The sequence below is a fragment of the Vibrio sp. 1727 genome, from assembly GCF_033344415.1.
GTDB classification, from domain to species: Bacteria; Pseudomonadota; Gammaproteobacteria; order Enterobacterales; family Vibrionaceae; genus Vibrio; species Vibrio alginolyticus.
This window is the reverse complement of the sequence record NZ_JAWPOT010000008.1, coordinates 40,526-63,962: the sequence shown is the minus strand read 5'-3', so window position 1 is coordinate 63,962 and position 23,437 is coordinate 40,526. Positions and strand designations below refer to the sequence as shown.

Sequence of the window (23,437 nt, the reverse complement as noted above, 5' to 3'; positions counted from 1 at the left end):
AGAATATTGAGAAATGCCCCTTTATAGGGGCATTTTTTTTATTATGATATTAAATCATGCTAATAGCCTAGGGTTCTTCCTATGTCTGAAGACGTCAGTAAAAATCTTTCCGAAACTTTGTTCGTGAAACATAAGCAAGCAAAAGAAACCTCCGCGCTTACCCAGTACATGCCGACCAGTAAAAAAATACTTGATGAACGAGAAGCGCAAGGTGATCGTGCTTGGTATCGTCATTTGCGTCGCTTGCAATGGGCTTGGCAAGGATTGTCTCCGATCGAAATGGAAGGCGTACTGTCTAAAATTGCTTCATCTTCTCACTCGCGAACCAATGATGATTGGTTAGACACTGTAATGGGTTATCACAGTGGTAACTGGACATTTGAGTGGATCAAGCTTGGTATGGATCATCAGAAGCGAGCAAATGAAATGCAAGGAGAAGAGGCAGCGGATGAACTCTTCACTGCTTCTTTGTGTTTTAGTATTGCAGGCTACCCACATTTAAAAAATGACAATTTGGCATCGCAGGCTCAAGTACTGGCAAACAAAGCGTATTCTGACGGCGCAGAAAAAACTAAGTACACCATCAAGCAAATTGAAGTGCCTTACCAAAATCGCAAAATCATCGCGAACCTCCATTTACCAAGAACGGATAAACAGTTGCCTGTGGTCATGGTGAGCGCTGGTTTGGATACTCTACAAACCGACATGTGGCGTTTGTTCCGTAATCGTCTTGCACCGCGAGATATTGCGATGTTAACCGTAGACATGCCTTCAGTAGGGCATAGCTCTCATTGGCCCTTGACCGAGAATTCAAGTTGCCTACATCAAGCGGTATTGAATGAGCTTTACTCGCTACCTTGGGTTGATCATCACAAAGTGGGGTTAGTTGGGTTTCGTTTTGGTGGTAATGCCATGATCAGACTCTCTTTTGTCGAGCAGGAAAAGATCAAAGCTTGTGTCGCTCTAGGCGCACCCGTACATGATATTTTTACTTCCCCTCAGAAGTTACAAAAAATGCCGAAGATGTATTTAGATCTTTTGGCTTCCCGTTTGGGGAAAAATGCGGTTGATATTAATAGCATGGCTGGTCAGATGATGGCGTGGTCATTGAAGGTTCAGGGCTTCCTGAGCAGTCGAAAAACCAAAGTGCCTATTTTGGCTTTGAGTCTTGAAGGCGATCCAGTGTCGCCACACAGTGATAATCAACTTGTTGCTCTATTTAGCCAGTATGGTAGAGCAAAAAAAATCAGTTCCAAAACAATTACAAAAGGATATGAGCAATCCCTCGATTTAGCCATAAAGTGGCTAGAAGATGAATTATTAGGGTGACAATTCTCCTAAATTAGTTAAGAGTGATATATCTGAGCAAAAAATAAGCTCATGATAATTAAAAATAATAATCATTCTTGGGTGTTTACTTTTAACTATGAAAACGGAGATTCATATGTCAGAGACGACTCAGGGCCCGACTCACTTTCGCTTGATGTCAAAGTTGAAGGCGATAGGGCCTTACCTGCGCGAACCACAATCGCAAGAAGGGCGCTATTATTTTGATTGTTTATCTGTATGTGTAGACGACAAAAAATCGCCTGAGAAGCGTGAATTTTGGGGCTGGTGGATGGATTTGGAATCCATCGAGGGAGGCTTTACTGCTAAATATCATATTGGCAAGTACAACAAAGAAGGGCAATGGGTATCTGAAGCCCTTCCCAAAAAAGTGGTAGAGGAAGTGTATCTCACGCAGAGCACATTCCATCAAAAGCTGGTTGATACTTTAGAAGAACACTTCAAATTAGAAGTCGAATATCACACGGAGTCTTTCGATTTCGCTTAATTTGGTTGTTTTCATTTAATGCCAAACAAAAAGGTGCGAAAACGCACCTTTTCTCTTGTTAATTCCCTATTTGATTGTTAAAACATCCTCTCTTTATTTGTTTTTCACTTCAGAAGACATCATGACAACGAATCAACAAAATGCAGTTGTTTCACAACCACAAACTGTCGTTGTGAAACTGGGTACAAGTGTGCTGACAGGCGGCACTCTGGCACTCGACCGTGCACACATGGTTGAGTTAGCACGCCAGTGTGCTGAGCTTAAAAAACAAGGCCATTCAATCGTAATGGTTTCGTCTGGTGCGATTGCAGCAGGCCGTGAGCATCTTGGTTACCCCGCATTGCCCAACGAGATGGCGAGTAAGCAGTTACTTGCCGCGGTGGGGCAGAGTCGCTTGATTCAAACATGGGAGTCTTTGTTTGGTATTTATGGTATCAAGATCGGCCAAATGCTACTAACCCGTGCCGATTTAGAAGATCGTGAGCGATTCCTTAACGCGCGTGACACTATTAATGCGCTCGTTGCGAACGATATTGTTCCTATCGTAAACGAAAATGATGCCGTTGCGACTAGCGAGATTAAAGTTGGCGATAACGACAACCTTTCCGCTTTGGTAGGCATTTTATGTGGTGCAGATAAGCTCTTGCTTTTAACGGACCAAAAAGGTCTGTTTACTGCTGACCCTCGTAGAGATCCGAACGCAGAGCTTATCAAGGAAGTAAAAACCATCGACGATACGCTGCGTAAAATCGCAGGTGGAAGCGGTACAACATTGGGTACTGGTGGTATGGCAACGAAGCTGCAAGCCGCAGACATCGCTCGCCGCGCAGGTATAGAGGTTATTATTGCTGCTGGTAGTGCGCCGAATGTTATCTTTGACTCTTTAAGTGCTGAACCTCAGGGCACGCGCTTCCTACCTTGCGCTGAAGCCTTAGAGAACCGTAAACGCTGGATTCTAGCGGGACCTGCGGCATCGGGCGACATCATTATTGATGATGGTGCAGTCAATGCTGTGGTCGGCAAGGGCAGTAGCCTACTTGCTAAAGGGGTCATCAAAGTTAGTGGTGACTTCGCACGAGGCGAAGTGGCGCGTGTAACAAACGCTCACGGTAAGTTGGTGGCTCGTGGCATCAGCGCCTACTCAAGTGATGACCTAACTAAAATTACGGGTAAGCACAGTAAAGATATCATCTCTATTTTGGGTCATGATTATGGCTCTGAGGTGATTCACCGCGATGATTTGGTCGTCATTCAGGAATAGAATTAGAGGGAAGCAAAGTGGATTTAACGAATATGGGTAAAGCTGCTAAAGATGCAGCTTTCGAATTAGCGACAGCGTCAACTGCGCAAAAAAACCAAGCATTAGCCATCATTGCTGATGAGCTAGAAGCAAACTCTGCTGCTATTTTGGCGGCAAACGCTAAAGACATCGAACTTGGCCGTGAAGCGGGTTTAACCGATGCGCTGCTCGATCGCCTTTTGCTTAATGAAGAACGATTGACTGCAATTGCGAATGATGTTCGCAACGTCATTAGCTTGAACGATCCTGTAGGCAGCGAAATAGACAGTAAGGTACTGGAAAATGGGATGTCACTGTCTCGTCGTCGCGTGCCGCTTGGTGTCGTGGGCGTAATTTATGAAGCGCGTCCAAACGTAACCATTGATATCGCAGCGTTGTGCTTGAAAACCGGCAACGCAAGCATTTTACGTGGTGGCAAAGAGACCTTTTTCTCGAATATGGAATTAGTGAAGGTTATTCAGTCTGCGCTCGCAAAGGCGAACCTTCCAGCCGCTTCTGTGCAGTACATTGAAAAACCAGATCGTGAGCTTGTTTCTCAATTGCTTAAGTTGGACGATTACGTCGACATGATCATTCCACGCGGTGGTGCTGGCCTACACAAAATGTGTAAAGAAAACAGCACGATTCCGGTGATTATTGGTGGCTTTGGTATCAGCCATATCTTTGTCGACGAATCCGCTGATCTAGAGAAATCCCTGAATGTGGTTGAGAACTCTAAAGTTCAACGTCCATCTGCGTGTAACTCATTAGATACGCTGCTCGTGCATGAAAAAATTGCAGCGCAATTCCTACCAATGATCGTAGAGCGCATGAACGATAAAGTGACCTTCGTGACAGAGCCTAAGGCAAAAGCACTGATGCCTCAAGCAACACAAATTCGCGATGCTGTTGAAGGTGACTTTGATACGGAATGGTTGAGCTACACTCTTGGTGTAAAAGTTGTGTCTGATGTGAAAGATGCCATTGTTCATATGCGTGTCCATAACGCGAGCCACTCAGATGCGATCATGACCAATAGTTTGGAAAACTCAGAACTGTTCATCAATTCTGTCGGTTCGGCGGCGGTTTATGTGAATGCTTCAACGCGCTTTACAGACGGTGCGCAATTTGGCCTTGGCGCAGAAGTCGCAGTATCTACGCAAAAGCTACATGCACGCGGTCCGATGGGCTTAGAAGAGCTAACTAGCTACAAGTGGGTTGGTAAAGCGAACTACTTAGCACGCAGTTAACACATTCGACGAGATCTTGAGTGAAAAAGGGGCCTTTGCGCCCCTTTTTGTTTTGTCTAACATACCAATTCCGCTACACTACATGAGCTTTTATTTCGGTTTGAAAGCGTTATACCCAAATAGCTTTAATAGAGTCCGTATAACCATGAACGCGTGGTTATCCGTGATTGCTCATGAGGTTATTTTGGTATAGATATGGAGGTGATATGCATTGTCCTTTTTGTTCCGAGAACGATACCAAAGTTATTGATTCCCGCTTAGTGGCTGATGGCCATCAAGTTCGACGTCGCCGTCAGTGCTTGGCGTGTAGCGAGCGTTTCACTACGTTTGAAAGCGCAGAGTTAGTGATGCCTAAAGTGATCAAATCGAATGGCAACCGTGAACCATTTGATGAAGATAAAATGGTTGGCGGTATTCAACGCGCTTTAGAGAAACGCCCAGTGAGTGCCGATTCTATAGAGTTAGCGATCAGTATGATCAAATCACAACTGCGTGCGACGGGTGAGCGAGAGGTTCCGAGTGAAATGATTGGTAATTTAGTCATGGACCAGCTCAAAGAGCTCGATAAGGTGGCTTACATTCGTTTCGCTTCCGTTTACCGCAGCTTTGAAGATATTCGCGAGTTTGGCGAAGAGATTGCCCGCCTAGAAGACTGAGTAGCTCATGACTCAACACACTCCTGAAAGCGCGTTTTCTGATTTAGATTTCGCCATGATGTCACGAGCTATTAAGTTAGCGAAACGTGGCATTTATACCACCGCCCCTAATCCAAATGTAGGGTGTGTCATCGTTCGTGATGAAGAAATTGTCGGTGAAGGCTATCACCATCGTGCTGGTGAGCCGCATGCCGAAGTGCACGCGATGCGCATGGCGGGTGAAAAAGCAGTTGGTGCAACCGCTTATGTGACGCTAGAACCTTGCTCTCATTACGGCCGTACACCGCCATGTGCCGAAGAGCTGATTAAAGCGAAAGTGGCACGTGTGGTTTGCGCCATGGTAGACCCAAACCCGAAAGTTGCAGGTCGCGGCATCCAGATGTTACGTGATGCCGGAATTGAAGTTCAAATCGGCTTGTTAGAGCAAGATGCCCTTGCCCTTAACCCTGGTTTTATAAAGTACATGCGTACAGGCATGCCGTTTGTTCAATTAAAAATGGCGGCCAGTTTGGATGGGCAAAGCGCACTCAATAATGGTCAGAGCCAATGGATCACCTCCCCAACGGCCCGCCAAGATGTGCAGCGTTATCGAGCAATGAGTGGTGGCATTCTTTCTACTAGCAAAACGGTGATTGATGATAATGCATCACTCAACGTGCGCTGGGATGACTTACCTAATAGTGTTCAAGCGCAGTATTTACAAGAAGAGCTTCGTCAACCAGTACGTGTAATCTTAGATCGTCAGAACCGTTTAACTGATGCGCTCAAGCTGTTCCATACCGATGGAGAGCGAGTTATTGTTCGCTCTGATGGAGACTGTATCCCTCTATTGGACAGCGCTGACCAAATTGACTTATCAACGACATTAAAACGTATCTCGGATGAGCACCATATCAATCACTTATGGGTTGAAGCTGGAGCTACGCTAGCGAGTGCGATGATAAAGGCTAATCTTGTAGATGAGCTCATTGTTTACCTTGCGCCAAAACTCATGGGCAGCGATGGTCGGGGGCTTATCGGTGCTTTAGGGTTAAGCGCTATGGCTGACGTCATAGATTTAAACATTACAGACGTTCGTATGGTTGGGGTAGACATTCGCATCACCGCCACCATAAAACGTAATGAAATTAGATAAGAAATAGTATGTTTACAGGAATAGTAGAAGCAGTTGGCAAGTTAGCTGCGATTACGCCGAAGGGCGAAGACATCACCGTCACGGTTGAAACGGGTACGCTTGATATGTCAGACGTTAAGTTAGGCGATAGCATTGCGACCAATGGTGTTTGCTTAACGGTAGTTGACTTCGGAAGCCACTATTACAGTGCTGATCTGTCATTAGAAACCTTGAAGAAAACGGGGTTTGCTGAATACCAAGTAGGCGATAAGGTGAATCTAGAAAAAGCCATGTTGCCAACAACGCGATTGGGTGGACATATCGTTTCTGGCCATGTCGATGGGGTTGGTGAAATTGTCGAACGCAATTCAGTTGGCCGTGCGATAGAGTTTTGGGTTGCAATGCCTGCGGAAATTAGCAAGTACGTTGCAGAGAAAGGCTCGATTACTGTTGATGGTATTAGCCTAACCGTCAACGACTTACGTAAAAATGCTTTTAAGCTGACGATCGTTCCTCATACGAGTGAAGAAACTACGATTGACCAGTTTCAAGTGGGGCGCAAAGTCAACTTGGAAGTTGATGTACTTGCGCGTTATATGGAGCGTTTACTGCAAGGACAACAAGAAGATAAGGCCGAGTCTCGTATCACGATGGACTTTTTACAGCAAAACGGTTTTGCATAAGTCTTGGGAGTGGCTGCGTGAGGCATGCGATAAAGAGCAGACTCACAGAACACCGCGAGATTCATTGACTTGCTTAATGCAAAGCTCAAACTATTGACCTAACTAGCATTCACTGCAACGTAATTTTTCATTGCTGTCGCAATAACAAATTTAGAATAACGGGATAACAGACTATGCCAATCAGTACGCCACAAGAAATTATTGATGATATTCGCGCAGGCAAAATGGTCATCCTAATGGATGATGAAGACCGCGAGAATGAAGGTGACTTGATCATGGCTGCCGAGCATATTACGCCGGAAGCCATCAACTTTATGGCAACCTATGGCCGTGGCCTGATTTGTTTAACCATGACCAAAGATCGTTGCGAAAGTCTAGGTCTGCCACCAATGGTGCAAGACAATAATGCGCAATACACCACCAACTTTACTGTTTCGATTGAGGCAGCAGAAGGGGTAACGACGGGTATTTCAGCCGCAGATCGCGCACGTACCGTTCAAGCAGCAGTCGCGCCAAACGCTAAAGCTGCGGATTTGGTGCAGCCTGGTCACATCTTCCCTCTCGCAGCTCAAGACGGCGGTGTACTGACTCGCGCAGGTCACACTGAAGCTGGCTGTGATTTGGCTCGTCTTGCTGGTTTAGAGCCAGCATCGGTGATTGTTGAGATCTTAAATGACGACGGCACCATGGCTCGTCGCCCAGATCTAGAGATCTTTGCAGAGAAGCACGGTATTAAATTGGGCACTATTGCCGACCTAATTGAGTACCGCAATAACACTGAGACAACGATTGAACGTGTGGCAGAGTGCAAGTTACCGACAGAGTTTGGCGAGTTCACGTTAGTCACGTACAAAGACACCATTGATAACCAAGTGCACTACGCAATGTGCAAGGGCGATTTGAAAGAAAAAGCGCCACTGGTTCGCGTTCATCTTCAAGACGTTTTTACCGACTTACTACGTAGCGATCGTAATGCAGAGCGCAGCTGGACACTAGATAAGGCAATGAAACGCATTGGTGAAGAAGGCGGTGTGCTGGTTGTTCTTGGCCATGAAGAATCGACCGATCTACTTATTCATCGCGTGAAGATGTTCGAAGCGCAAGACAAAGGTGAAGCCCCAACGCTTGCTAAAAAACAAGGCACGTCTCGCCGTGTTGGCGTTGGTTCACAGATTCTTGCGGATCTCGGTGTACATGATATGCGCCTTCTGTCATCGACCAACAAAAAGTACCACGCGTTAGGTGGTTTTGGTCTGAACGTTGTTGAGTACGTCTGCGAGTAACAACCGAACAATAAGTTCCTAGTCTTTGACGTGCTTAACTCGTCAATGGCTAGGAACCGGTGATTTGCCTCCAATTTCCATTAGATATTGCTCACAAATTTGTGCTAGAATCCGGCGATTCTCACTTGATGAACATATTTCACTTATAAATAGAGTTAAAGGAAAGCTTATGAAAGTGATCGAGGGTGGCTTCCCAGCGCCAAATGCAAAAATTGCTATCGTTATTTCTCGTTTCAACAGTTTTATTAACGAAAGCCTACTTTCTGGTGCGATCGATACACTAAAGCGTCACGGACAAGTAAGCGAAGACAACATCACGGTTGTGCGTTGTCCAGGTGCCGTAGAACTACCTCTAGTAGCTCAGCGTGTTGCTAAAACTGGCAAATTCGACGCTATTGTTTCTCTAGGGTCTGTTATTCGCGGTGGAACGCCTCACTTTGACTATGTTTGTAGTGAAATGAACAAAGGTCTAGCACAAGTGTCTATGGAATTCAGCATTCCAGTAGCATTTGGTGTTTTGACTGTTGATACGATCGATCAAGCGATTGAACGCGCAGGAACCAAGGCTGGTAATAAAGGTGCAGAGGCTGCACTAAGCGCACTTGAAATGATTAATGTACTATCTGAAATTGATTCCTAATGGGGGCCAGTGTGAAACCAGCCGCACGTCGTAACGCACGTCAATTCGCTCTACAGGCGATCTACTCATGGCAAATTACTAAAGAGAATGTTGCCAAGATTGAAGAACAGTTTTTGTCTGGCGACAAATACGATGAAGAAGAACTTCATGCATCTGAGCCAGCGCTTGCTGCTCCAGAGACAGACGTAGCTTACTTCCGTGAACTATTAAGCGGTGTTGTACTTAGCCACGCTGAGCTAGATAGCAAAATTCGTCCATACATCTCTCGTCCTATGCAGGATTTAGATATGATGGAACTTGCTCTTCTTCGCCTTGCTATGTACGAGATGACTCGTCGCGAAGATGTTCCTTACAAAGTTGTTATCAATGAAGCGATTGAACTTGCAAAAGTTTTTGCAGCAGAAGATAGCCACAAGTTTGTGAATGGTGTACTTGATAAAGCAGCACCTCACATTCGTAAGAAATAACGATTTCTTCAATGAAAAGGTCAGCACATGCTGACCTTTTTTGTATCAAAAGCTTTTACATCAAAAAGTAAGTGAATTATGTCTGGTGAATTTAATCTGATAGACAAGTATTTCGTCGGTCGTCAGAGCCAACGTAAAGATGTCCATCTAGCCGCTGGTGATGATTGCGCTTTGGTCAAAGCGCCAGCTAATGTTCAGATTGCGATTAGCACGGATACATTGGTAGCTGGAACGCATTTCTTAGCCGACGCGAACCCAGCATGGGTCGCACACAAAGCATTGGCTTCTAACATCAGTGATTTGGCTGCGATGGGCGCAACGCCTGCGTGGGTGAGCTTCGCATTAACGATGCCTGAGCCAGATGAAGAATGGCTTGCACCTTTCTGTGATGCATTTTTCGAACTGGCTGATTACTATGGTATTCAGTTAATAGGCGGTGATACCACCAAAGGGCCATTGTGTCTGACTCTAACGGTGCAAGGTTTTGTTCCTGAAGGTAAAGCTCTCACACGTTCCGGAGCCAAGCCTGGGGATTGGGTATATGTAACGGGAAACCTTGGCGATGCAAAAGCTGGCTTGGATGTGATTCTAGATGACTCTCTGCGCAGCAGAGCCGGCGCGGAAGCACTAGAGCGAGCTCATTATCTTAGTTCTCCGCGTGTGCTTGCTGGACAAGCTCTTGTTGGCTTAGCCTCGTCGGCGATAGATATTTCAGATGGTTTAATCTCTGATATTAAGCACATTTTACAGCGATCTCAGGTTGGGGTTAGTATTGATGTCTCTCAGCTACCGATCTCTTCAGAATTAGTCCAGTTTTTAGATGATAAGATCAGCGTGCAGCAGTATGCTTTAGCAAGTGGCGAAGAATACGAGTTGTGTTTTACCGTGCCGGAGCAAAATCGAGGCTCGTTACAAAGCGCTTTATCTCATACTGGCTGTAAGGTCACATGTATTGGTCAAATCCGACCAAATGGAACCTTCGAGCTGCATGATAACAATCAACCACTTGATTGGGACTTAAGTGGCTTCGACCACTTTAAATGATCTGAGCTAAGCTCTAGCCAAGAGCCTGTTACTATTGAGTAACTCGCAGGCATGACGATTGAAACCAAACTAGCAGTATAGGTTTAAGGATATGACCAACCCTCTTTCTCTGATTTCATTAAAGAACCCGTGGCATCTATTGGCGACGGGTTTTGGCAGTGGATTATCCCCGTTTATCCCTGGAACAATGGGCACACTGGCGGCCGTGCCTTTCTTTTTGTTGTTGGCACAATTACCATTTACGGCGTATGTCATTGTTGTTCTGATTTCGTGTGTGATCGGCATTCAAATATGCCAAGTGACGTCTGCAGACATGAAGGTGCATGATCATGGTTCAATCGTATGGGATGAGTTTGCGGGCTTTTGGATTACGATGAGCATTGTACCTGCGTTGAATATTCCACTCACTGAATGGAAGTGGTTGATCACTGGCTTCATCTTGTTTCGTTTTTTCGATATGGTAAAACCTTGGCCAATTGGGTGGCTAGATAAGCGAGTTCACGGTGGGCTGGGTATTATGGTTGATGATATCGTGGCGGGAGTTATGGCCGGTGTTGCCCTGTTTCTAGTCGCAAAATATGCGGGCTGGATGAATTAAACGTTGACCGTAAAAAAAGGGATGCTATGAGCATCCCTTTTTACATTCTATTTTGCTAAATAATCCAAGATGGATTTTTCAATTCCTTTTGCATCGAGACCAAGCTCTTCATGCAGTTCATCTTGTGTTCCCTGATGAATAAACTCATCTGGTAAACCTAGGTTCAACACAGGTTTAATGATTTTATCTTTCATCATGAACTCAACGACACCAGCACCAGCACCACCCGCGATAACATTTTCTTCTAACGTCACGAGCACGTCATGATCTGCGGCTAATTGACGAATTAATGCTTCATCGAGCGGCTTCACAAAGCGCATATCAGCAACAGTGGCGTTAAGGTATTCTGCCGCTTCTAGCGCGTTACCCAAGAAAGTACCAAAGTTCAGAATAGCAACTTTTTCACCTTGGCGAACCATGCGCCCTTTACCGATTTCTAACGCTGTAAACTCAGTTTCGATTTCTACGCCCATGCCGCTACCACGAGGGTATCGAACCGCACTCGGGCCAGCATGTTTATGGCCAGTGTAAAGCATTTGTCGGCACTCGTTTTCGTCGCTTGGCGCCATGATCACCATGTTCGGAATACAGCGCATAAAGCTCAAATCGAACGCACCTTGGTGAGTTTGACCATCTGCGCCAACGAGACCTGCGCGGTCGATCGCAAACATCACTGGTAAGTCCATGATCGCGATGTCGTGGATCAATTGGTCATAACCACGTTGCAAGAAAGTCGAATAGATAGCAACGATTGGATGATCGCCCGCAATTGCCATGCCTGTTGCCAGTGTCACTGCGTGCTGCTCAGCAATCGCCACATCAAAGTATTGGTCTGGGTACTCTTTTGAGAAACGCACCATACCTGATCCTTCGCGCATTGCTGGCGTAATTGCCATTAGCTTAGGATCTTGGGCCGCCATGTCACATAAAAAGTCACCAAAGATCTTTGAGTAAGTTGGCTTACCGCCACTGCTTTTCGGTAGACAGTTATGCGTTGGATCGAATTTAGGAACACCATGGTAGCCGATAGGATCTTTCTCGGCAGGCTCATAACCTTTGCCTTTCTTGGTCATGATGTGTAAGAACTGAGGCCCTTTGAGCTCACGCATGTTTTTTAGCGTTTTGACGAGTTCATTGACGTCGTGCCCATCAATCGGGCCAATGTAATTAAAGCCGAATTCTTCGAATAGAGTACCAGGCACTACCATGCCTTTTAGGTGCTCTTCCGTACGGCGAACCAACTCTTTAATAGGTGGAACACCAGACAGCACTTTCTTGCCGCCTTCACGGATAGAAGTGTATAAGCTACCAGAAAGTACCTTTGCAAGGTGGTTATTCAGGGCGCCGACGTTTTCTGAAATCGACATTTCGTTGTCGTTCAAAATCACCAACATATCAGGATGAACGTCGCCAGCGTGGTTCATGGCTTCGAATGCCATGCCTGCTGTAATTGCGCCATCACCAATCACACTTACGATTTTGCGACCTTTACCTTCTTTTTGTGCGCTGATGGCCATGCCAAGACCTGCACTAATCGATGTCGAAGAGTGGCCGACAGATAAGGTGTCATATTCACTTTCTTCACGCCAAGGGAAAGGGTGTAGACCATCCTTTTGGCGAATTGTTGGCATTTTATCGCGACGTCCGGTGAGGATTTTGTGCGGGTAAGCCTGATGACCAACATCCCAGATCAATTTGTCGATAGGGGTGTTGTAAACATAATGCAGAGCGACAGTTAGCTCTACGGTGCCTAAGCCAGACGCTAAGTGTCCGCTAGATTGGCTCACTGAATTTAGCAGATACGTTCGCAGTTCATCACACAGATTTGGTAATGTTTCTTTCGGAAGAAGACGTAATTCTTTCGGTGTATTTGCTAACGCCAGTGTTGGGTACTTTGAAATATCAAGAGTCATATAAATGCGCGCTTATAGTGTTAATTTTTGCGCTCGATGACATATCGGGCGAACTCTTCGAGTAACTGAGTATTGTATGGGATAGCTTCCAATGCTTGAAGTGCTTCCTGTAACAGAGTGTGAGCTTTCTCTATGGCTCCCTCTAAACCCAGCAGGGAAGGATAAGTGCTCTTATTCAGACCTTGGTCGGAACCTTGAGGCTTACCCAGTGTTTCTGTGTCACTGATGATATCAAGAATATCGTCTTGAACCTGAAACGCCAAACCAATTGCTTTTGAGTAGCGCTCCAAGTGAGGTAGAACCTCGATACCTTTCTCACCAGCAGCTAATGCACCTAATTTTACCGCACAATCAATCAGAGCTCCGGTTTTTTTACGGTGTATCTCTTCCATTTCTTCAAGAGAAACTTGGCGATTTTCCGCGCCTAAATCTAAGGCTTGCCCTACACACATGCCGCTGGCACCAGAAGAATGCGCTAAGGCTTTGATCATGTTGATGCGTTGAGCTTCTGCCGCCGGGCTTAATTGACCATCAGCAATAATAGTGAAGGCAAGGGTTTGTAGTGCATCACCTGTCAGTATTGCGGTTGCTTCATCAAACTTAATATGACAAGTTGGTTGACCTCGACGCAGTTCATCATCGTCCATGGCTGGCAGATCATCATGAATGAGTGAGTAGGCATGTATACATTCGATAGCAGCGGCGGGGGTGTCTAAGTCTTCAGGTTTACAGCCGAGCATTTGACCTGTGATGTAAACAAGAAAAGGGCGAACGCGTTTCCCACCTAGCAAAAGGCCGTATTTCATTGCTTGAATCAATGGCTGCTCTTGATATGGAAGCTGATCGAGCCACAAATTCAATTGCTGATTGTTTCTTTGTTGAAAAGACGTCAATGTCTGTTGCATCACATTGCTCACTACTGATTGTTATTCTGAATCTGGTTTGAAGTCACTCAGTGGTGCTTCATCATCTTCACTAAGAAGAATGCTCACGCGCTGTTCGGCGTCGCTTAATTTAGTTTGGCCTGCACGAGCTAAGGCAATGCCTCGTTCAAACTTACGCAGGGCATCATCTAGAGCAAGATCGCCATTTTCTAATTGATCAACCAAGCTATCAAGCTCTTCAATGGTTGCTTCAAAGGTCATGTTTTCTGGTTTCTTGACCGCCATCTTTTTTCTGCCTTAATCAAGCCTCGGGTAAGATGCACGAAAGTTACCTTAGCCTAGTAACTTGGTCAAATTTAACCTTATATAATTGTCACAAAATTAGCGTTCAACGAGTCTAAGCGATGAAACCCCATATTTTGGTTGAGGTTGTTAAGTGTAATTTGTGATCCATTAGCTAAGATTTTTCTAAAAATTCTGCGCGAGTTGTCGATACAGGTAATAATCCGCCCAATGGCAGTATTTGAGTATAGCGTGAGGAGTGCTTTGTGGATTTAGCAACCCTATTAGGTTTGATTGGTGGTTTTGCATTCGTCATTATGGCGATGGTGCTTGGTGGCAGCATCGGCATGTTTGTCGATGTCACGTCGATCCTTATTGTCGTTGGCGGCTCAATATTCGTCGTGTTGATGAAGTTCACAATGGGACAGTTTTTTGGTGCGACAAAGATTGCTGGCAAAGCCTTCATGTTTAAAGCGGATGAACCCGAAGACCTGATCGCAAAAATTGTGGAAATGGCCGATGCGGCGCGTAAAGGTGGTTTTCTTGCTCTTGAAGAGATGGAAATAAACAACACATTCATGCAGAAAGGCATTGATCTACTGGTTGATGGCCATGATGCCGACGTTGTGAGAGCGGCACTCAAAAAAGACATCGCGCTTACGGATGAACGACATACGCAAGGTACTGGCGTATTTCGCGCCTTTGGCGACGTTGCTCCTGCGATGGGAATGATTGGCACCTTGGTTGGTCTTGTTGCGATGCTTTCAAACATGGATGACCCTAAAGCGATTGGACCAGCAATGGCCGTTGCACTCTTGACCACATTGTATGGCGCGATCCTGTCCAATATGGTGTTTTTCCCTATTGCGGATAAGCTTTCTCTTCGCCGTGACCAAGAAACGCTAAATCGCCGTTTGATCATGGATGGCGTATTAGCGATTCAAGATGGCCAAAACCCGCGAGTGATCGATAGTTACTTGAAGAACTACCTCAATGAAGGTAAACGTGCCCTTGAGATTGACGAGTAACTTGGAGAGTAGTGATGGATGATGAAGATAACAAATGCGATTGTCCGCCACCCGGTCTCCCGTTATGGATGGGGACATTCGCGGACTTAATGTCGCTACTGATGTGTTTCTTTGTTCTTCTACTCTCGTTTTCTGAGATGGATGTACTGAAGTTCAAACAAATTGCAGGATCAATGAAATTTGCCTTCGGTGTGCAAAATCAGCTTGAAGTGAAAGACATTCCCAAAGGTACTAGCATTATTGCCCAAGAGTTTCGACCGGGTCGGCCGGAACCAACTCCGATTGATGTCATCATGCAGCAAACCATGGACATCACTCAGCAGACGCTCGAATTTCATGAAGCGGAGTCTGATCGAGCTGGTGGCACAAAACGTGATGAAGGCAAGTTAACGGGTGGGCAATCGCCAGAAACGTCAACTCAAAACAATGAATCTGCCGAAGCGGACATGCAGCAACAGCAATCTAAAGAGATGTCGCAAGAGATGGAAACCTTGATGGAAAGCATCAAGAAAGCCTTAGAGCGAGAGATTGAACAAGGCGCCATTGAAGTTGAAAACCTCGGTCAGCAGATTGTTATACGTATGCGTGAAAAAGGTGCATTCCCAGAAGGTTCGGCCTTCTTGCAGCCTAAGTTTCGCCCTTTAGTTCGTCAGATTGCAGAGCTAGTAAAAGATGTGCCAGGCATTGTTCGAGTATCTGGCCATACAGACAATCGACCGCTAGATTCGGAACTTTATCGTTCTAACTGGGATCTCTCTTCTCAGCGCGCAGTATCAGTCGCGCAAGAGATGGAGAAAGTGAGAGGCTTCTCTCATCAACGTTTAAGAGTACGAGGCATGGCGGATACGGAGCCCTTGTTACCGAATGATTCTGATGACAATCGCGCACTTAACCGACGGGTTGAAATCAGCATTATGCAAGGCGAGCCTCTCTACAGTGAAGAAGTGCCGGTAATTCAATAACTAGGCTTTAGTTTTAAGTCAGTAAAGAGACAAGAAAGCGAGCAGATTGCTCGCTTTTTTTGTTTTTCCAATCCGCTTGGGTGTATAATCTTGCGCCTTAAAAGTGAGCTCAGACTACTTTTTGTGACTGAAACGCGGTTTTACTGCGTATGAAGTATTGAAGTTGAGTGTCACTCTTTGTTGATTGCGAAACTAACCTGCGAATTAGACTATGAAATTTATTGTAAAGCCCCATCCAGAAATTTTTGTAAAAAGTGAATCTGTGCGTAAGCGCTTCACAAAGATTTTAGAGTGCAACATTCGTAACATCATTAAGAGCCGCACGGAGTCTGTCGCGGTATTTAACCGTCGTGATCACATTGAAGTGACCTCTGAGAGTAACGAATTCCACGCTGAAGTTCTTGAGGTTTTGACTCATACACCAGGCATTCACCACGTACTGGAAGTGAAGCAAACTGAATTTAAAGACTTGCACGATATTTTCGAGCAAGTGCTAGAACTCAACCGTGCTGCACTCGAAAATAAAACCTTTGTTGTACGTGCGAAGCGTCGTGGCAAGCATGACTTTACCTCCATTGAATTAGAGCGTTATGTAGGCGGTGGTTTAAATCAAGCGATTGAAAGCGCTAGTGTTAAGCTACGAAACCCAGACATGACGATCAAGGTAGAAGTCTCGAACGACAAGCTAAACCAAGTATTGTCTCGTCATAAAGGCCTAGGTGGTTTCCCTCTGGGTACGCAAGAAGACGTGTTAAGCCTGATCTCGGGTGGTTTCGATTCTGGTGTTTCAAGCTATCTTCATATCAAGCGTGGTTCAAAAGTACATTACTGCTTCTTTAACTTAGGTGGTCCAGCACACGAAATCGGCGTTAAGCAGGTTTCTCACTACCTATGGAACAAATACGGTTCTTCAGCAAAAGTACGTTTTATCTCAGTTGATTTCGAGCCTGTGGTTGCGGAAATCCTAGAGAAAGTCGATGACGGCCAAATGGGCGTGATCTTGAAGCGTATGTTTATGCGTGCAGCAGGCATGATCGCTCAGAAGATGAAGATCGAAGCATTGGTAACAGGTGAAGCACTAGGTCAAGTATCGAGCCAAACGCTAACCAATCTACGCCACATCGATAACGTAACTGACACGCTGATTCTGCGTCCACTTATCAACTGGGATAAAGAAGACATCATCAATCTAGCACGTGAAATCGGCACAGAAGATTTCGCCAAGACAATGCCAGAATACTGTGGTGTTATCTCTAAGAAGCCAACCGTGAAAGCGGTGAAAGGCAAGCTAGAAGCTGAAGAAGAGAAATTCGACTTTAGTATCCTTGAGCAAGTGGTTCAAGAAGCTCGCATGATGGACATTCGTGATATCGCGAAAGAGTCTGAGCAAGCCGCACCAGAAGTAGAGCAAGTTCAAGCGGTAGAAGAGCACGCGGTTGTGCTAGATATTCGTAGTCCTGAAGAGGAAGACGATAACCCACTTGAAATCGAAGGTGTGGATGTGAAACATATCCCTTTCTACAAGCTGGGTACACAGTTTGGTGACTTAGACCAGTCTAAGACATACTTACTTTACTGTGACCGCGGTGTGATGAGCCGTCTGCAAGCGCTTTACTTGCAAGAGCAAGGCTTCAGCAACGTAAAAGTTTACCGTCCATAGCTGACTGATAAAATACGTTAAAAGGCGCAAATTGAGACATCAATTTGCGCCTTTTTTGTTTTTGATCGCGTTACAGACAACCATTACTTAGCATAATGTTGAGGCTTATCGCAAAGCCATACACTTTGTGTTGATATAACGATAATTAATCCGAAAGAAGAGTAATAAAGTGATATTGCTGCCAGATATGCGGATGAGATTTTTGATAGATAAAAAAACACCGCCTAATTTAGGCGGTGTAACAAATTTGACAGACAGGTCAAAAATAAATACAGGAAGTATATGTTTTGTCACAGGGAGTGTGGACAAAACATTATGGTAGAAATCTACCTAACTCGAAATACGAGTTTGCAAACACAACATCGCAACAACGAAGCCAATTGATTTCCAAAGAAATCAAGCCGTTCAGGCCCGTGTTGCGGGGTGAAATATAGAATTTATCTGGCTGTTCGACAACGGACATTTTATAATGTTTCAGATTAAAAAAACTAATCCTATTAGAGGTCCCATATGTCTCGCAGATTGCCTCCATTAAATTCGCTTCGAGTCTTCGAAGCGGCTGCTCGTCATCTCAGTTTTACACGAGCAGCAGAAGAGTTATTTGTTACTCAAGCCGCGGTCAGTCACCAGATTAAAGCGCTTGAAGAGTTCTTATCATTGAAGCTCTTCCGTCGACGTAATCGTTCTTTGTTGTTAACAGAAGAAGGCCAAAGTTACTTTCTCGATATCAAAGATATTTTCACCTCGATTGCGGAAGCGACAGATAAGGTGTTGGAACGTAGCGAAAAAGGGGCATTGACGATTAGCCTACCGCCGAGTTTTGCTATCCAATGGCTTGTACCTCGTTTGGCCGATTTTAATGCTCAAGAGCCCGATATCGATGTACGTATTAAAGCCGTAGATATGGATGAAGGCTCACTGACTGATGATGTTGATGTGGCGATCTACTATGGCCGTGGGAACTGGCCAGGTTTGCGAGCAGATAAATTGTACCAAGAGTTTTTGATCCCACTTTGTTCACCTTCATTACTTTTGGGTAACAAACCATTAGAATCTTTAAGTGACCTCAAATTACATACTTTGTTACACGATACTTCGCGTAAAGACTGGAAGCAGTTTGCTCGTCATTACAACATTGAAGGCATCAACGTAAACCACGGTCCTATTTTTAGTCACTCAACGATGGTGCTACAGGCTGCTGCGCACGGTCAGGGGGTCGCGCTCGGTAACAACGTACTCGCCAAACCTGAAATGGAAGCCGGACGACTCATTGCACCATTCGACGAGGTGTTGATATCTAAGAATGCATTCTATGTGGTGTGTCATGAACAGCAGGCAGATATGGGCCGAATCGCAACGTTTAGAGACTGGATGTTAGCAACCGCGAGAAAAGAACAAGAGGAAGTATTGGATGAATCACTGGATAGCTGAGGGGCCTGAAAACGGACCGCTGTTTATTTTTGCTCACGGCGCAGGTGCGGGGATGGAGCATGACTTCATGACAGCTGTCGCCAAAGGATTAGTGGAGCAAGGTATTCGTGTAGTGCGTTTTAATTTCCCTTACATGGTGAAACGTTCGGAAGATGGCAAAAAGCGTCCGCCCGATCGCGCGCCAAAGTTGCTCGAAGCATACAGCGAAGTGATCGCTCACTTTACTTCTTCTCCCGTGGTTATTGGTGGTAAGTCAATGGGCGGTCGTATGTCGAGCTTGTTGGCTGAAAATGAGCTGGTGGCGGGCATTGCCTGTTTAGGGTTTCCATTTCACCCACCAGGAAAGCCAGAGAAATACAAAGGCGAGCACTTAGCAACCATTGAGAAACCTACGCTGATTCTGCAAGGGGAACGAGACACCTTTGGTAAGCGTGAGGAATTCGATGATTTCGTCCTTTCGTCACAAGTAACGGTGAGCTTTTTACCTGATGGTGACCACAGCTTCAAACCGCGCAAGATCTCAGGTCATACTGAAGTGGGTAACATTGCACTCGCGATAGAGCAGTTAGCGGCGTTTATAAAAGAGGTGTACAGTGAAAAGTAAGTGGTTACTCTCATTCTCTGGATTGTCTGGGCTGATTTCGGTCGCTCTTGGAGCATTTGCTGCTCATGGGCTAAAAGCGACACTGGCCCCTTATTTGCTCGGTGTATTTGAGACCGGAGTTCTGTATCAATTTATTCACACGTTGGCGATTGTGTTTTGTGCCATTCTGCTTCTGCTCAATTTGGGACAAAAAGCACAAAAATATTTTTTCATTGCGGCGATTTGCTTTATTATCGGCATCTTTTGTTTTAGCGGCAGTCTTTACGCGCTGGCGCTGACGGGCATTAAGTGGTTTGGGCCAATTACTCCTGTGGGAGGATTACTGTTCATGATTGGTTGGTGTCTGTTCTTTTTTGCTGCGTTCAATATCAAAGAGGTCTCCAAGTGAAACAACTAATGCTCTATTGCCGTTCTGGCTTTGAGAAAGAGTGTGCTGGTGAAATTCAGGACAAAGCGACACAGTTGGAAGTGTATGGCTTCCCTCGTGTGAAGAGAAACTCAGGTTATGTTGTCTTCGAGTGTTACCAAGATGGAGATGCCGACAAACTTGCGAGAGGTTTAGACTTTAAGTCTTTAATTTTTGCTCGACAAATGTTTGCGGTAGCAGCTGAGTTTCAATCGTTGCCAAGTGATGACCGCATTAGTCCAATTTTGAATGAACTAGCAGACATTGAAGCATTCCCTCGTTGTGGTGATTTGAGAATTGAAACGCCAGATACAAATGAAGCGAAAGAGCTACTGAAATTCTGCCGTAAGTTTACCGTCCCAATGCGTCAAGCGTTGCGCGGCAAAGGCTTAATGCTGAACAAAGATAACGCGAAAAAACCAGTACTGCACATTTGCTTTGTTGAGCCTGGCCACTGTTACGTTGGTTACTCTTACACTGACAACAACTCACAGTTCTTCATGGGTATCCCTCGCCTTAAATTCCCAGCAGACGCTCCAAGTCGTTCAACACTTAAACTGGAAGAAGCATTTCATGTCTTTATTCCACGTGAAGAGTGGGATGAGCGTTTGGCACCAGGTATGTGGGGTGTGGATTTAGGTGCATGTCCAGGCGGTTGGACGTACCAATTAGTGAAGCGCTCAATGTTCGTTCACTGCGTTGATAACGGCATGATGGCAGACAGTTTGATGGAAACTGGCCAGATCAAGCACCATATGGTGGATGGTTTTAAGTTCGAACCAGACCGCAAGAACGTAACATGGATTGTTTGTGACATGGTGGAAAAGCCAGCTCGTGTTGCTCACCTGATGGGACAGTGGCTGTTAAAAGGTTGGGCAAAAGAGGCCATCTTTAACCTTAAGCTGCCAATGAAAGGGCGTTATGACGAAGTGCTGCAAGACCTTGAAAATCTGAAGCAGTTCCTCATTGATAATAAGGTAAAGTTCAAGCTACAAGCTAAACATTTGTATCATGATCGTGAAGAAATCACGATTCATATCCAATGTCTGTCGAATATTTCACCTTACTAACTTTATTCCCCGAGTCTTTTGGGAATAGTGATTAGAATAGAAAAAGCGCCTTCAAATGGCGCTTTTTTAATATCTGAGTGTTTCATGGTGTGAAACTACCATCGGGCACTACTCCGCTTTGTTTGGCCCTAAAAAGCGAATATCTTGCAAGTTAAAGCCTAGTTCTATATCGCACTTTAAAGCGGCGACGAGTTTACATAAACGAGCAGACTCAATGTGCTCATCCAATTTTTTACGGTATTTCGGTACGAGATCTTCACTAGCGTAGGCAGCTTCAATACTCTCAAACTGAGTGAGAATCTCTTTCGCTGCTTTCGGGCCAATTCCAGGTACGCCCGGAACTTGGCTAGAGCTTATCCCTGTCAATCCCCAGTAATCCGCTAGTTGACTTGGTTTTACGCCGAACTCTTTTTCGATAAATGGTTCATCTAACCAACGATGTTGGAAATAATCACGGATTTGTAGGGTAGGGGAAAGTAGCTGGCAGTAACCTTTGTCAGTCGAAACGATGGTGACTTTTTCACCATGGCTGGCCACTTTCGTTGCGAGTGTAGCAACCAAATCATCTGCTTCATCGCCTTCAGACAGCAATGAATCAATACCTTGCTCCCACCACGCTTGTTGAATCGCATCTAACCCTTGCAGTAGTGGCAGAGGCATTGGTTTTCGGTTTTGCTTATAGTCAGGGAGAATTTCAGCGCGCCAACCTCTGTCTTGTTCGTGGTGATCAAAAACTGCGATGATGTGTGTCGGGTTGGCCTCTGACAGAATGCGAGTGAGGGTTCTTTGCGTTGTGGTTATGGTTCTTGCTATGTCGGTTGGATCTGGTTGTGCTGAGTGCACTCGGCGGATCAGGTTTAGGGCATCAATGATAACAAGATGAATAGACATAATGACTTAGCAATAAAAAAGGGGCGTAATGCCCCTAGTGTAACGAATGCTAGCCTGACTATCGACCACCAATTTCCGGGTGAGCGATTCGATAACACGGTTCGTAGTCTGAACCGCCAGGTAATTTCATTCGGTGCTGTTCGACAAAGTCTTTTAGCAACTTATCGAGTTTTTTCATGAGGACTGCGTCGCCATGAATGGTGAAAGGCCCTCTACGTTCTATTTCTCGAATGCCTTCAGCCTTTACGTTACCTGCCACTATGCCAGAGAAGGCTTGACGCAAGTTGGCCGCTAAAACTTGCGGTTCTTGATCTAGGCTTAAATCCAATTGTTCCATCGACTCATGAGTAGGTTCAAATGGCAGTTGGAAGTTTGGCTCAATTTTCAATGACCAGTTAAAGCTGTACGCATCGCCTTTCTCTTTTCGGTGAAGGCGTACCGAGTCCATGGAGCGTTTCATAATACGAGCGACTTCTGCCGGGTCGTCAATGATGATCTCGTAGTGCTTTTGCCCTTCCTCACCAAGTGTGTCGCGAATGAACTCATCAATAGAGCGGAAGTACTCTTCACTCTCTTTTGGTCCTGTTAATACGATAGGCATTGGCTGATCGGCGTTATCCGGGTGCATCATGATGCCAAGAATGTACAGTAGCTCTTCCGCTGTGCCCGGGCCACCTGGGAAAATAACGATACCATGAGCCATACGGACGAAGGCTTCCAAGCGCTTTTCGATGTCGGGCATGATGACCAGTTCATTTACTATTGGGTTTGGTGGCTCGGCAGCAATAATCGAGGGTTCGGTTAAACCAAGATAACGTTGCTGAGTATAACGTTGCTTTGCGTGCCCAATTGCTGCACCTTTCATCGGCCCTTCCATTGCACCAGGGCCGCAACCTGTGCAGATGTTAAGTTCACGCAGGCCCAGTTCGTTACCCACTTCACGTGTGTACTGATACTCCACTCCATTGATAGAGTGACCACCCCAACATACGACAAGATTAGGTGCGATACCTGGAGTTAATGCTCTGGCATTACGAAGAATGCCGAACACGAGGTTCGTAATGTGAATTGGGTTAGTAAGGTTGAGCCGTTGGGCGTCTGCCAAATGCATGTTTACGTAAACGATATCACGCAATACGGAGAACAGATGCTCTTGGATACCTTTAATTATTTCGCCGTCAACAAAAGCGTGCTCTGGCGGATTAGTCAGCTCAAGCTTAATACCACGCTCACGACGCACGACGTTGACATCAAACGATTGGTATTTATCGAGCAGTTCTTTCGAGTTATCGGTATGGCTACCGGAGTTCAACACCGCTAATGTGCAATTACGGTACAGCTGATAAAGTTCACTCGAGGCTGTGTTCTTTAAGCGCTCTACTTCTAGTTGAGATAGCAAGTCCATGCTACCAGCGGGGCTTATATGGGTAATCATAACGCCTCCTTGTGTTGCATTAA

General features: G+C 45.5%; 24 protein-coding genes. 19 read left to right on the top strand and 5 right to left on the bottom strand.

The features are described 5' to 3' along the window. Window positions 1-81: 81 nt before the first annotated feature. The 12 genes from frsA (at window position 82) to pgpA (ending at window position 10,848) form a co-directional block, all read left to right on the top strand. Window positions 82-1,329: an esterase FrsA gene (frsA, locus tag R8O10_RS09820; RefSeq protein WP_005381586.1), complete on the top strand. Its 1,248-nt coding sequence runs from the start codon at window positions 82-84 to the stop codon at window positions 1,327-1,329. Between the two features lie 115 nt (window positions 1,330-1,444). After that, entirely contained in the window at window positions 1,445-1,834 is a 390-nt protein-coding gene (gene crl / locus R8O10_RS09815; protein WP_005381584.1) for a sigma factor-binding protein Crl, read from the top strand. Between the two features lie 121 nt (window positions 1,835-1,955). After that, window positions 1,956-3,095 carry a glutamate 5-kinase gene (gene proB, locus R8O10_RS09810; RefSeq protein ID WP_017820604.1) on the top strand — a complete coding sequence of 380 codons (1,140 nt, stop codon included), beginning with the start codon at window positions 1,956-1,958 and terminating at the stop codon, window positions 3,093-3,095. A 17-nt stretch (window positions 3,096-3,112) separates the two neighbouring features. Further along, a complete protein-coding gene (locus tag R8O10_RS09805; protein WP_054730326.1) occupies window positions 3,113-4,363 on the top strand; it encodes a glutamate-5-semialdehyde dehydrogenase in 1,251 nt (416 codons plus the stop codon). 206 nt (window positions 4,364-4,569) lie between these two features. Beyond that, complete coding sequence (nrdR, locus tag R8O10_RS09800) at window positions 4,570-5,019, top strand: transcriptional regulator NrdR (protein ID WP_005381578.1); 450 nt, start codon at window positions 4,570-4,572, stop codon at window positions 5,017-5,019. A 7-nt stretch (window positions 5,020-5,026) separates the two neighbouring features. Next, entirely contained in the window at window positions 5,027-6,154 is a 1,128-nt protein-coding gene (gene ribD, locus R8O10_RS09795; RefSeq protein WP_318191347.1) for a bifunctional diaminohydroxyphosphoribosylaminopyrimidine deaminase/5-amino-6-(5-phosphoribosylamino)uracil reductase RibD, read from the top strand. 8 nt (window positions 6,155-6,162) lie between these two features. Then, window positions 6,163-6,816: a riboflavin synthase gene (locus R8O10_RS09790; RefSeq protein ID WP_005381574.1), complete on the top strand. Its 654-nt coding sequence runs from the start codon at window positions 6,163-6,165 to the stop codon at window positions 6,814-6,816. A 173-nt stretch (window positions 6,817-6,989) separates the two neighbouring features. Then, window positions 6,990-8,099: a bifunctional 3,4-dihydroxy-2-butanone-4-phosphate synthase/GTP cyclohydrolase II gene (gene ribBA, locus R8O10_RS09785; protein WP_005381573.1), complete on the top strand. Its 1,110-nt coding sequence runs from the start codon at window positions 6,990-6,992 to the stop codon at window positions 8,097-8,099. A 169-nt stretch (window positions 8,100-8,268) separates the two neighbouring features. After that, on the top strand, window positions 8,269-8,739 hold the full coding sequence (gene ribE, locus R8O10_RS09780; protein WP_005381572.1) for a 6,7-dimethyl-8-ribityllumazine synthase: 471 nt from the start codon (window positions 8,269-8,271) through the stop codon (window positions 8,737-8,739). Then, complete coding sequence (nusB, locus tag R8O10_RS09775) at window positions 8,739-9,206, top strand: transcription antitermination factor NusB (RefSeq protein WP_005381571.1); 468 nt, start codon at window positions 8,739-8,741, stop codon at window positions 9,204-9,206. Before ribE ends, nusB begins: the two co-directional genes overlap by 1 nt. A 78-nt stretch (window positions 9,207-9,284) precedes the next feature. Continuing rightward, window positions 9,285-10,250: a thiamine-phosphate kinase gene (gene thiL / locus R8O10_RS09770; RefSeq protein ID WP_318191346.1), complete on the top strand. Its 966-nt coding sequence runs from the start codon at window positions 9,285-9,287 to the stop codon at window positions 10,248-10,250. Window positions 10,251-10,341: 91 nt separating this feature from the next. Further along, the gene (gene pgpA, locus R8O10_RS09765) at window positions 10,342-10,848 is read left to right on the top strand and encodes a phosphatidylglycerophosphatase A (RefSeq protein WP_031780838.1); all 507 of its coding nucleotides are present in this window, start codon (window positions 10,342-10,344) and stop codon (window positions 10,846-10,848) included. Window positions 10,849-10,895: 47 nt separating this feature from the next. Here the strand turns inward: pgpA and dxs are convergent, their stop codons facing one another. The 3 genes from dxs to xseB are packed head-to-tail and all read right to left on the bottom strand — an operon-like array spanning window position 10,896 to window position 13,930. Beyond that, window positions 10,896-12,761 (bottom strand): 1-deoxy-D-xylulose-5-phosphate synthase, encoded by a 1,866-nt coding sequence (gene dxs / locus R8O10_RS09760; RefSeq protein WP_318191345.1) that lies wholly within the window; start codon window positions 12,759-12,761, stop codon window positions 10,896-10,898. Window positions 12,762-12,781: 20 nt separating this feature from the next. Then, window positions 12,782-13,666, bottom strand: coding sequence for a (2E,6E)-farnesyl diphosphate synthase (gene ispA / locus R8O10_RS09755; protein WP_005383621.1), 885 nt, complete (start codon window positions 13,664-13,666; stop codon window positions 12,782-12,784). 21 nt (window positions 13,667-13,687) lie between these two features. Then, window positions 13,688-13,930, bottom strand: a complete 243-nt coding sequence (xseB, locus tag R8O10_RS09750; RefSeq protein WP_005381566.1) for an exodeoxyribonuclease VII small subunit — start codon at window positions 13,928-13,930, stop codon at window positions 13,688-13,690. 263 nt (window positions 13,931-14,193) lie between these two features. On the opposite strand from xseB, the gene pomA reads away from it, so the two are divergent. The 7 genes from pomA to rlmM all read left to right on the top strand — a co-directional run bounded on the left by pomA (window position 14,194) and on the right by rlmM (window position 21,088). Then, complete coding sequence (gene pomA / locus R8O10_RS09745) at window positions 14,194-14,955, top strand: flagellar motor protein PomA (RefSeq protein WP_005381564.1); 762 nt, start codon at window positions 14,194-14,196, stop codon at window positions 14,953-14,955. A gap of 14 nt (window positions 14,956-14,969) precedes the next feature. Continuing rightward, window positions 14,970-15,917 (top strand): flagellar motor protein MotB, encoded by a 948-nt coding sequence (locus tag R8O10_RS09740; protein WP_025768893.1) that lies wholly within the window; start codon window positions 14,970-14,972, stop codon window positions 15,915-15,917. 211 nt (window positions 15,918-16,128) lie between these two features. Further along, the gene (thiI, locus tag R8O10_RS09735) at window positions 16,129-17,577 is read left to right on the top strand and encodes a tRNA uracil 4-sulfurtransferase ThiI (RefSeq protein WP_213885773.1); all 1,449 of its coding nucleotides are present in this window, start codon (window positions 16,129-16,131) and stop codon (window positions 17,575-17,577) included. Window positions 17,578-18,087: 510 nt separating this feature from the next. After that, complete coding sequence (locus R8O10_RS09730; RefSeq protein WP_005383616.1) at window positions 18,088-19,008, top strand: transcriptional regulator GcvA; 921 nt, start codon at window positions 18,088-18,090, stop codon at window positions 19,006-19,008. Further along, complete coding sequence (locus R8O10_RS09725; RefSeq protein ID WP_005383614.1) at window positions 18,989-19,612, top strand: alpha/beta fold hydrolase; 624 nt, start codon at window positions 18,989-18,991, stop codon at window positions 19,610-19,612. The genes R8O10_RS09730 and R8O10_RS09725 overlap by 20 nt, the downstream gene beginning before the upstream one ends. Continuing rightward, a complete protein-coding gene (locus R8O10_RS09720) occupies window positions 19,602-20,000 on the top strand; it encodes a DUF423 domain-containing protein (protein ID WP_025768894.1) in 399 nt (132 codons plus the stop codon). The genes R8O10_RS09725 and R8O10_RS09720 overlap by 11 nt, the downstream gene beginning before the upstream one ends. Beyond that, window positions 19,997-21,088: a 23S rRNA (cytidine(2498)-2'-O)-methyltransferase RlmM gene (gene rlmM, locus R8O10_RS09715; RefSeq protein ID WP_017820611.1), complete on the top strand. Its 1,092-nt coding sequence runs from the start codon at window positions 19,997-19,999 to the stop codon at window positions 21,086-21,088. The genes R8O10_RS09720 and rlmM overlap by 4 nt, the downstream gene beginning before the upstream one ends. A gap of 108 nt (window positions 21,089-21,196) precedes the next feature. On the opposite strand, the gene xni is transcribed toward rlmM, so the two are convergent. Both xni and ppnN read right to left on the bottom strand, forming a co-directional pair. Beyond that, entirely contained in the window at window positions 21,197-21,979 is a 783-nt protein-coding gene (xni, locus tag R8O10_RS09710) for a flap endonuclease Xni (protein WP_138940417.1), read from the bottom strand. Between the two features lie 58 nt (window positions 21,980-22,037). Further along, entirely contained in the window at window positions 22,038-23,414 is a 1,377-nt protein-coding gene (ppnN, locus tag R8O10_RS09705; RefSeq protein WP_005383611.1) for a nucleotide 5'-monophosphate nucleosidase PpnN, read from the bottom strand. Window positions 23,415-23,437: the final 23 nt, after the last annotated feature.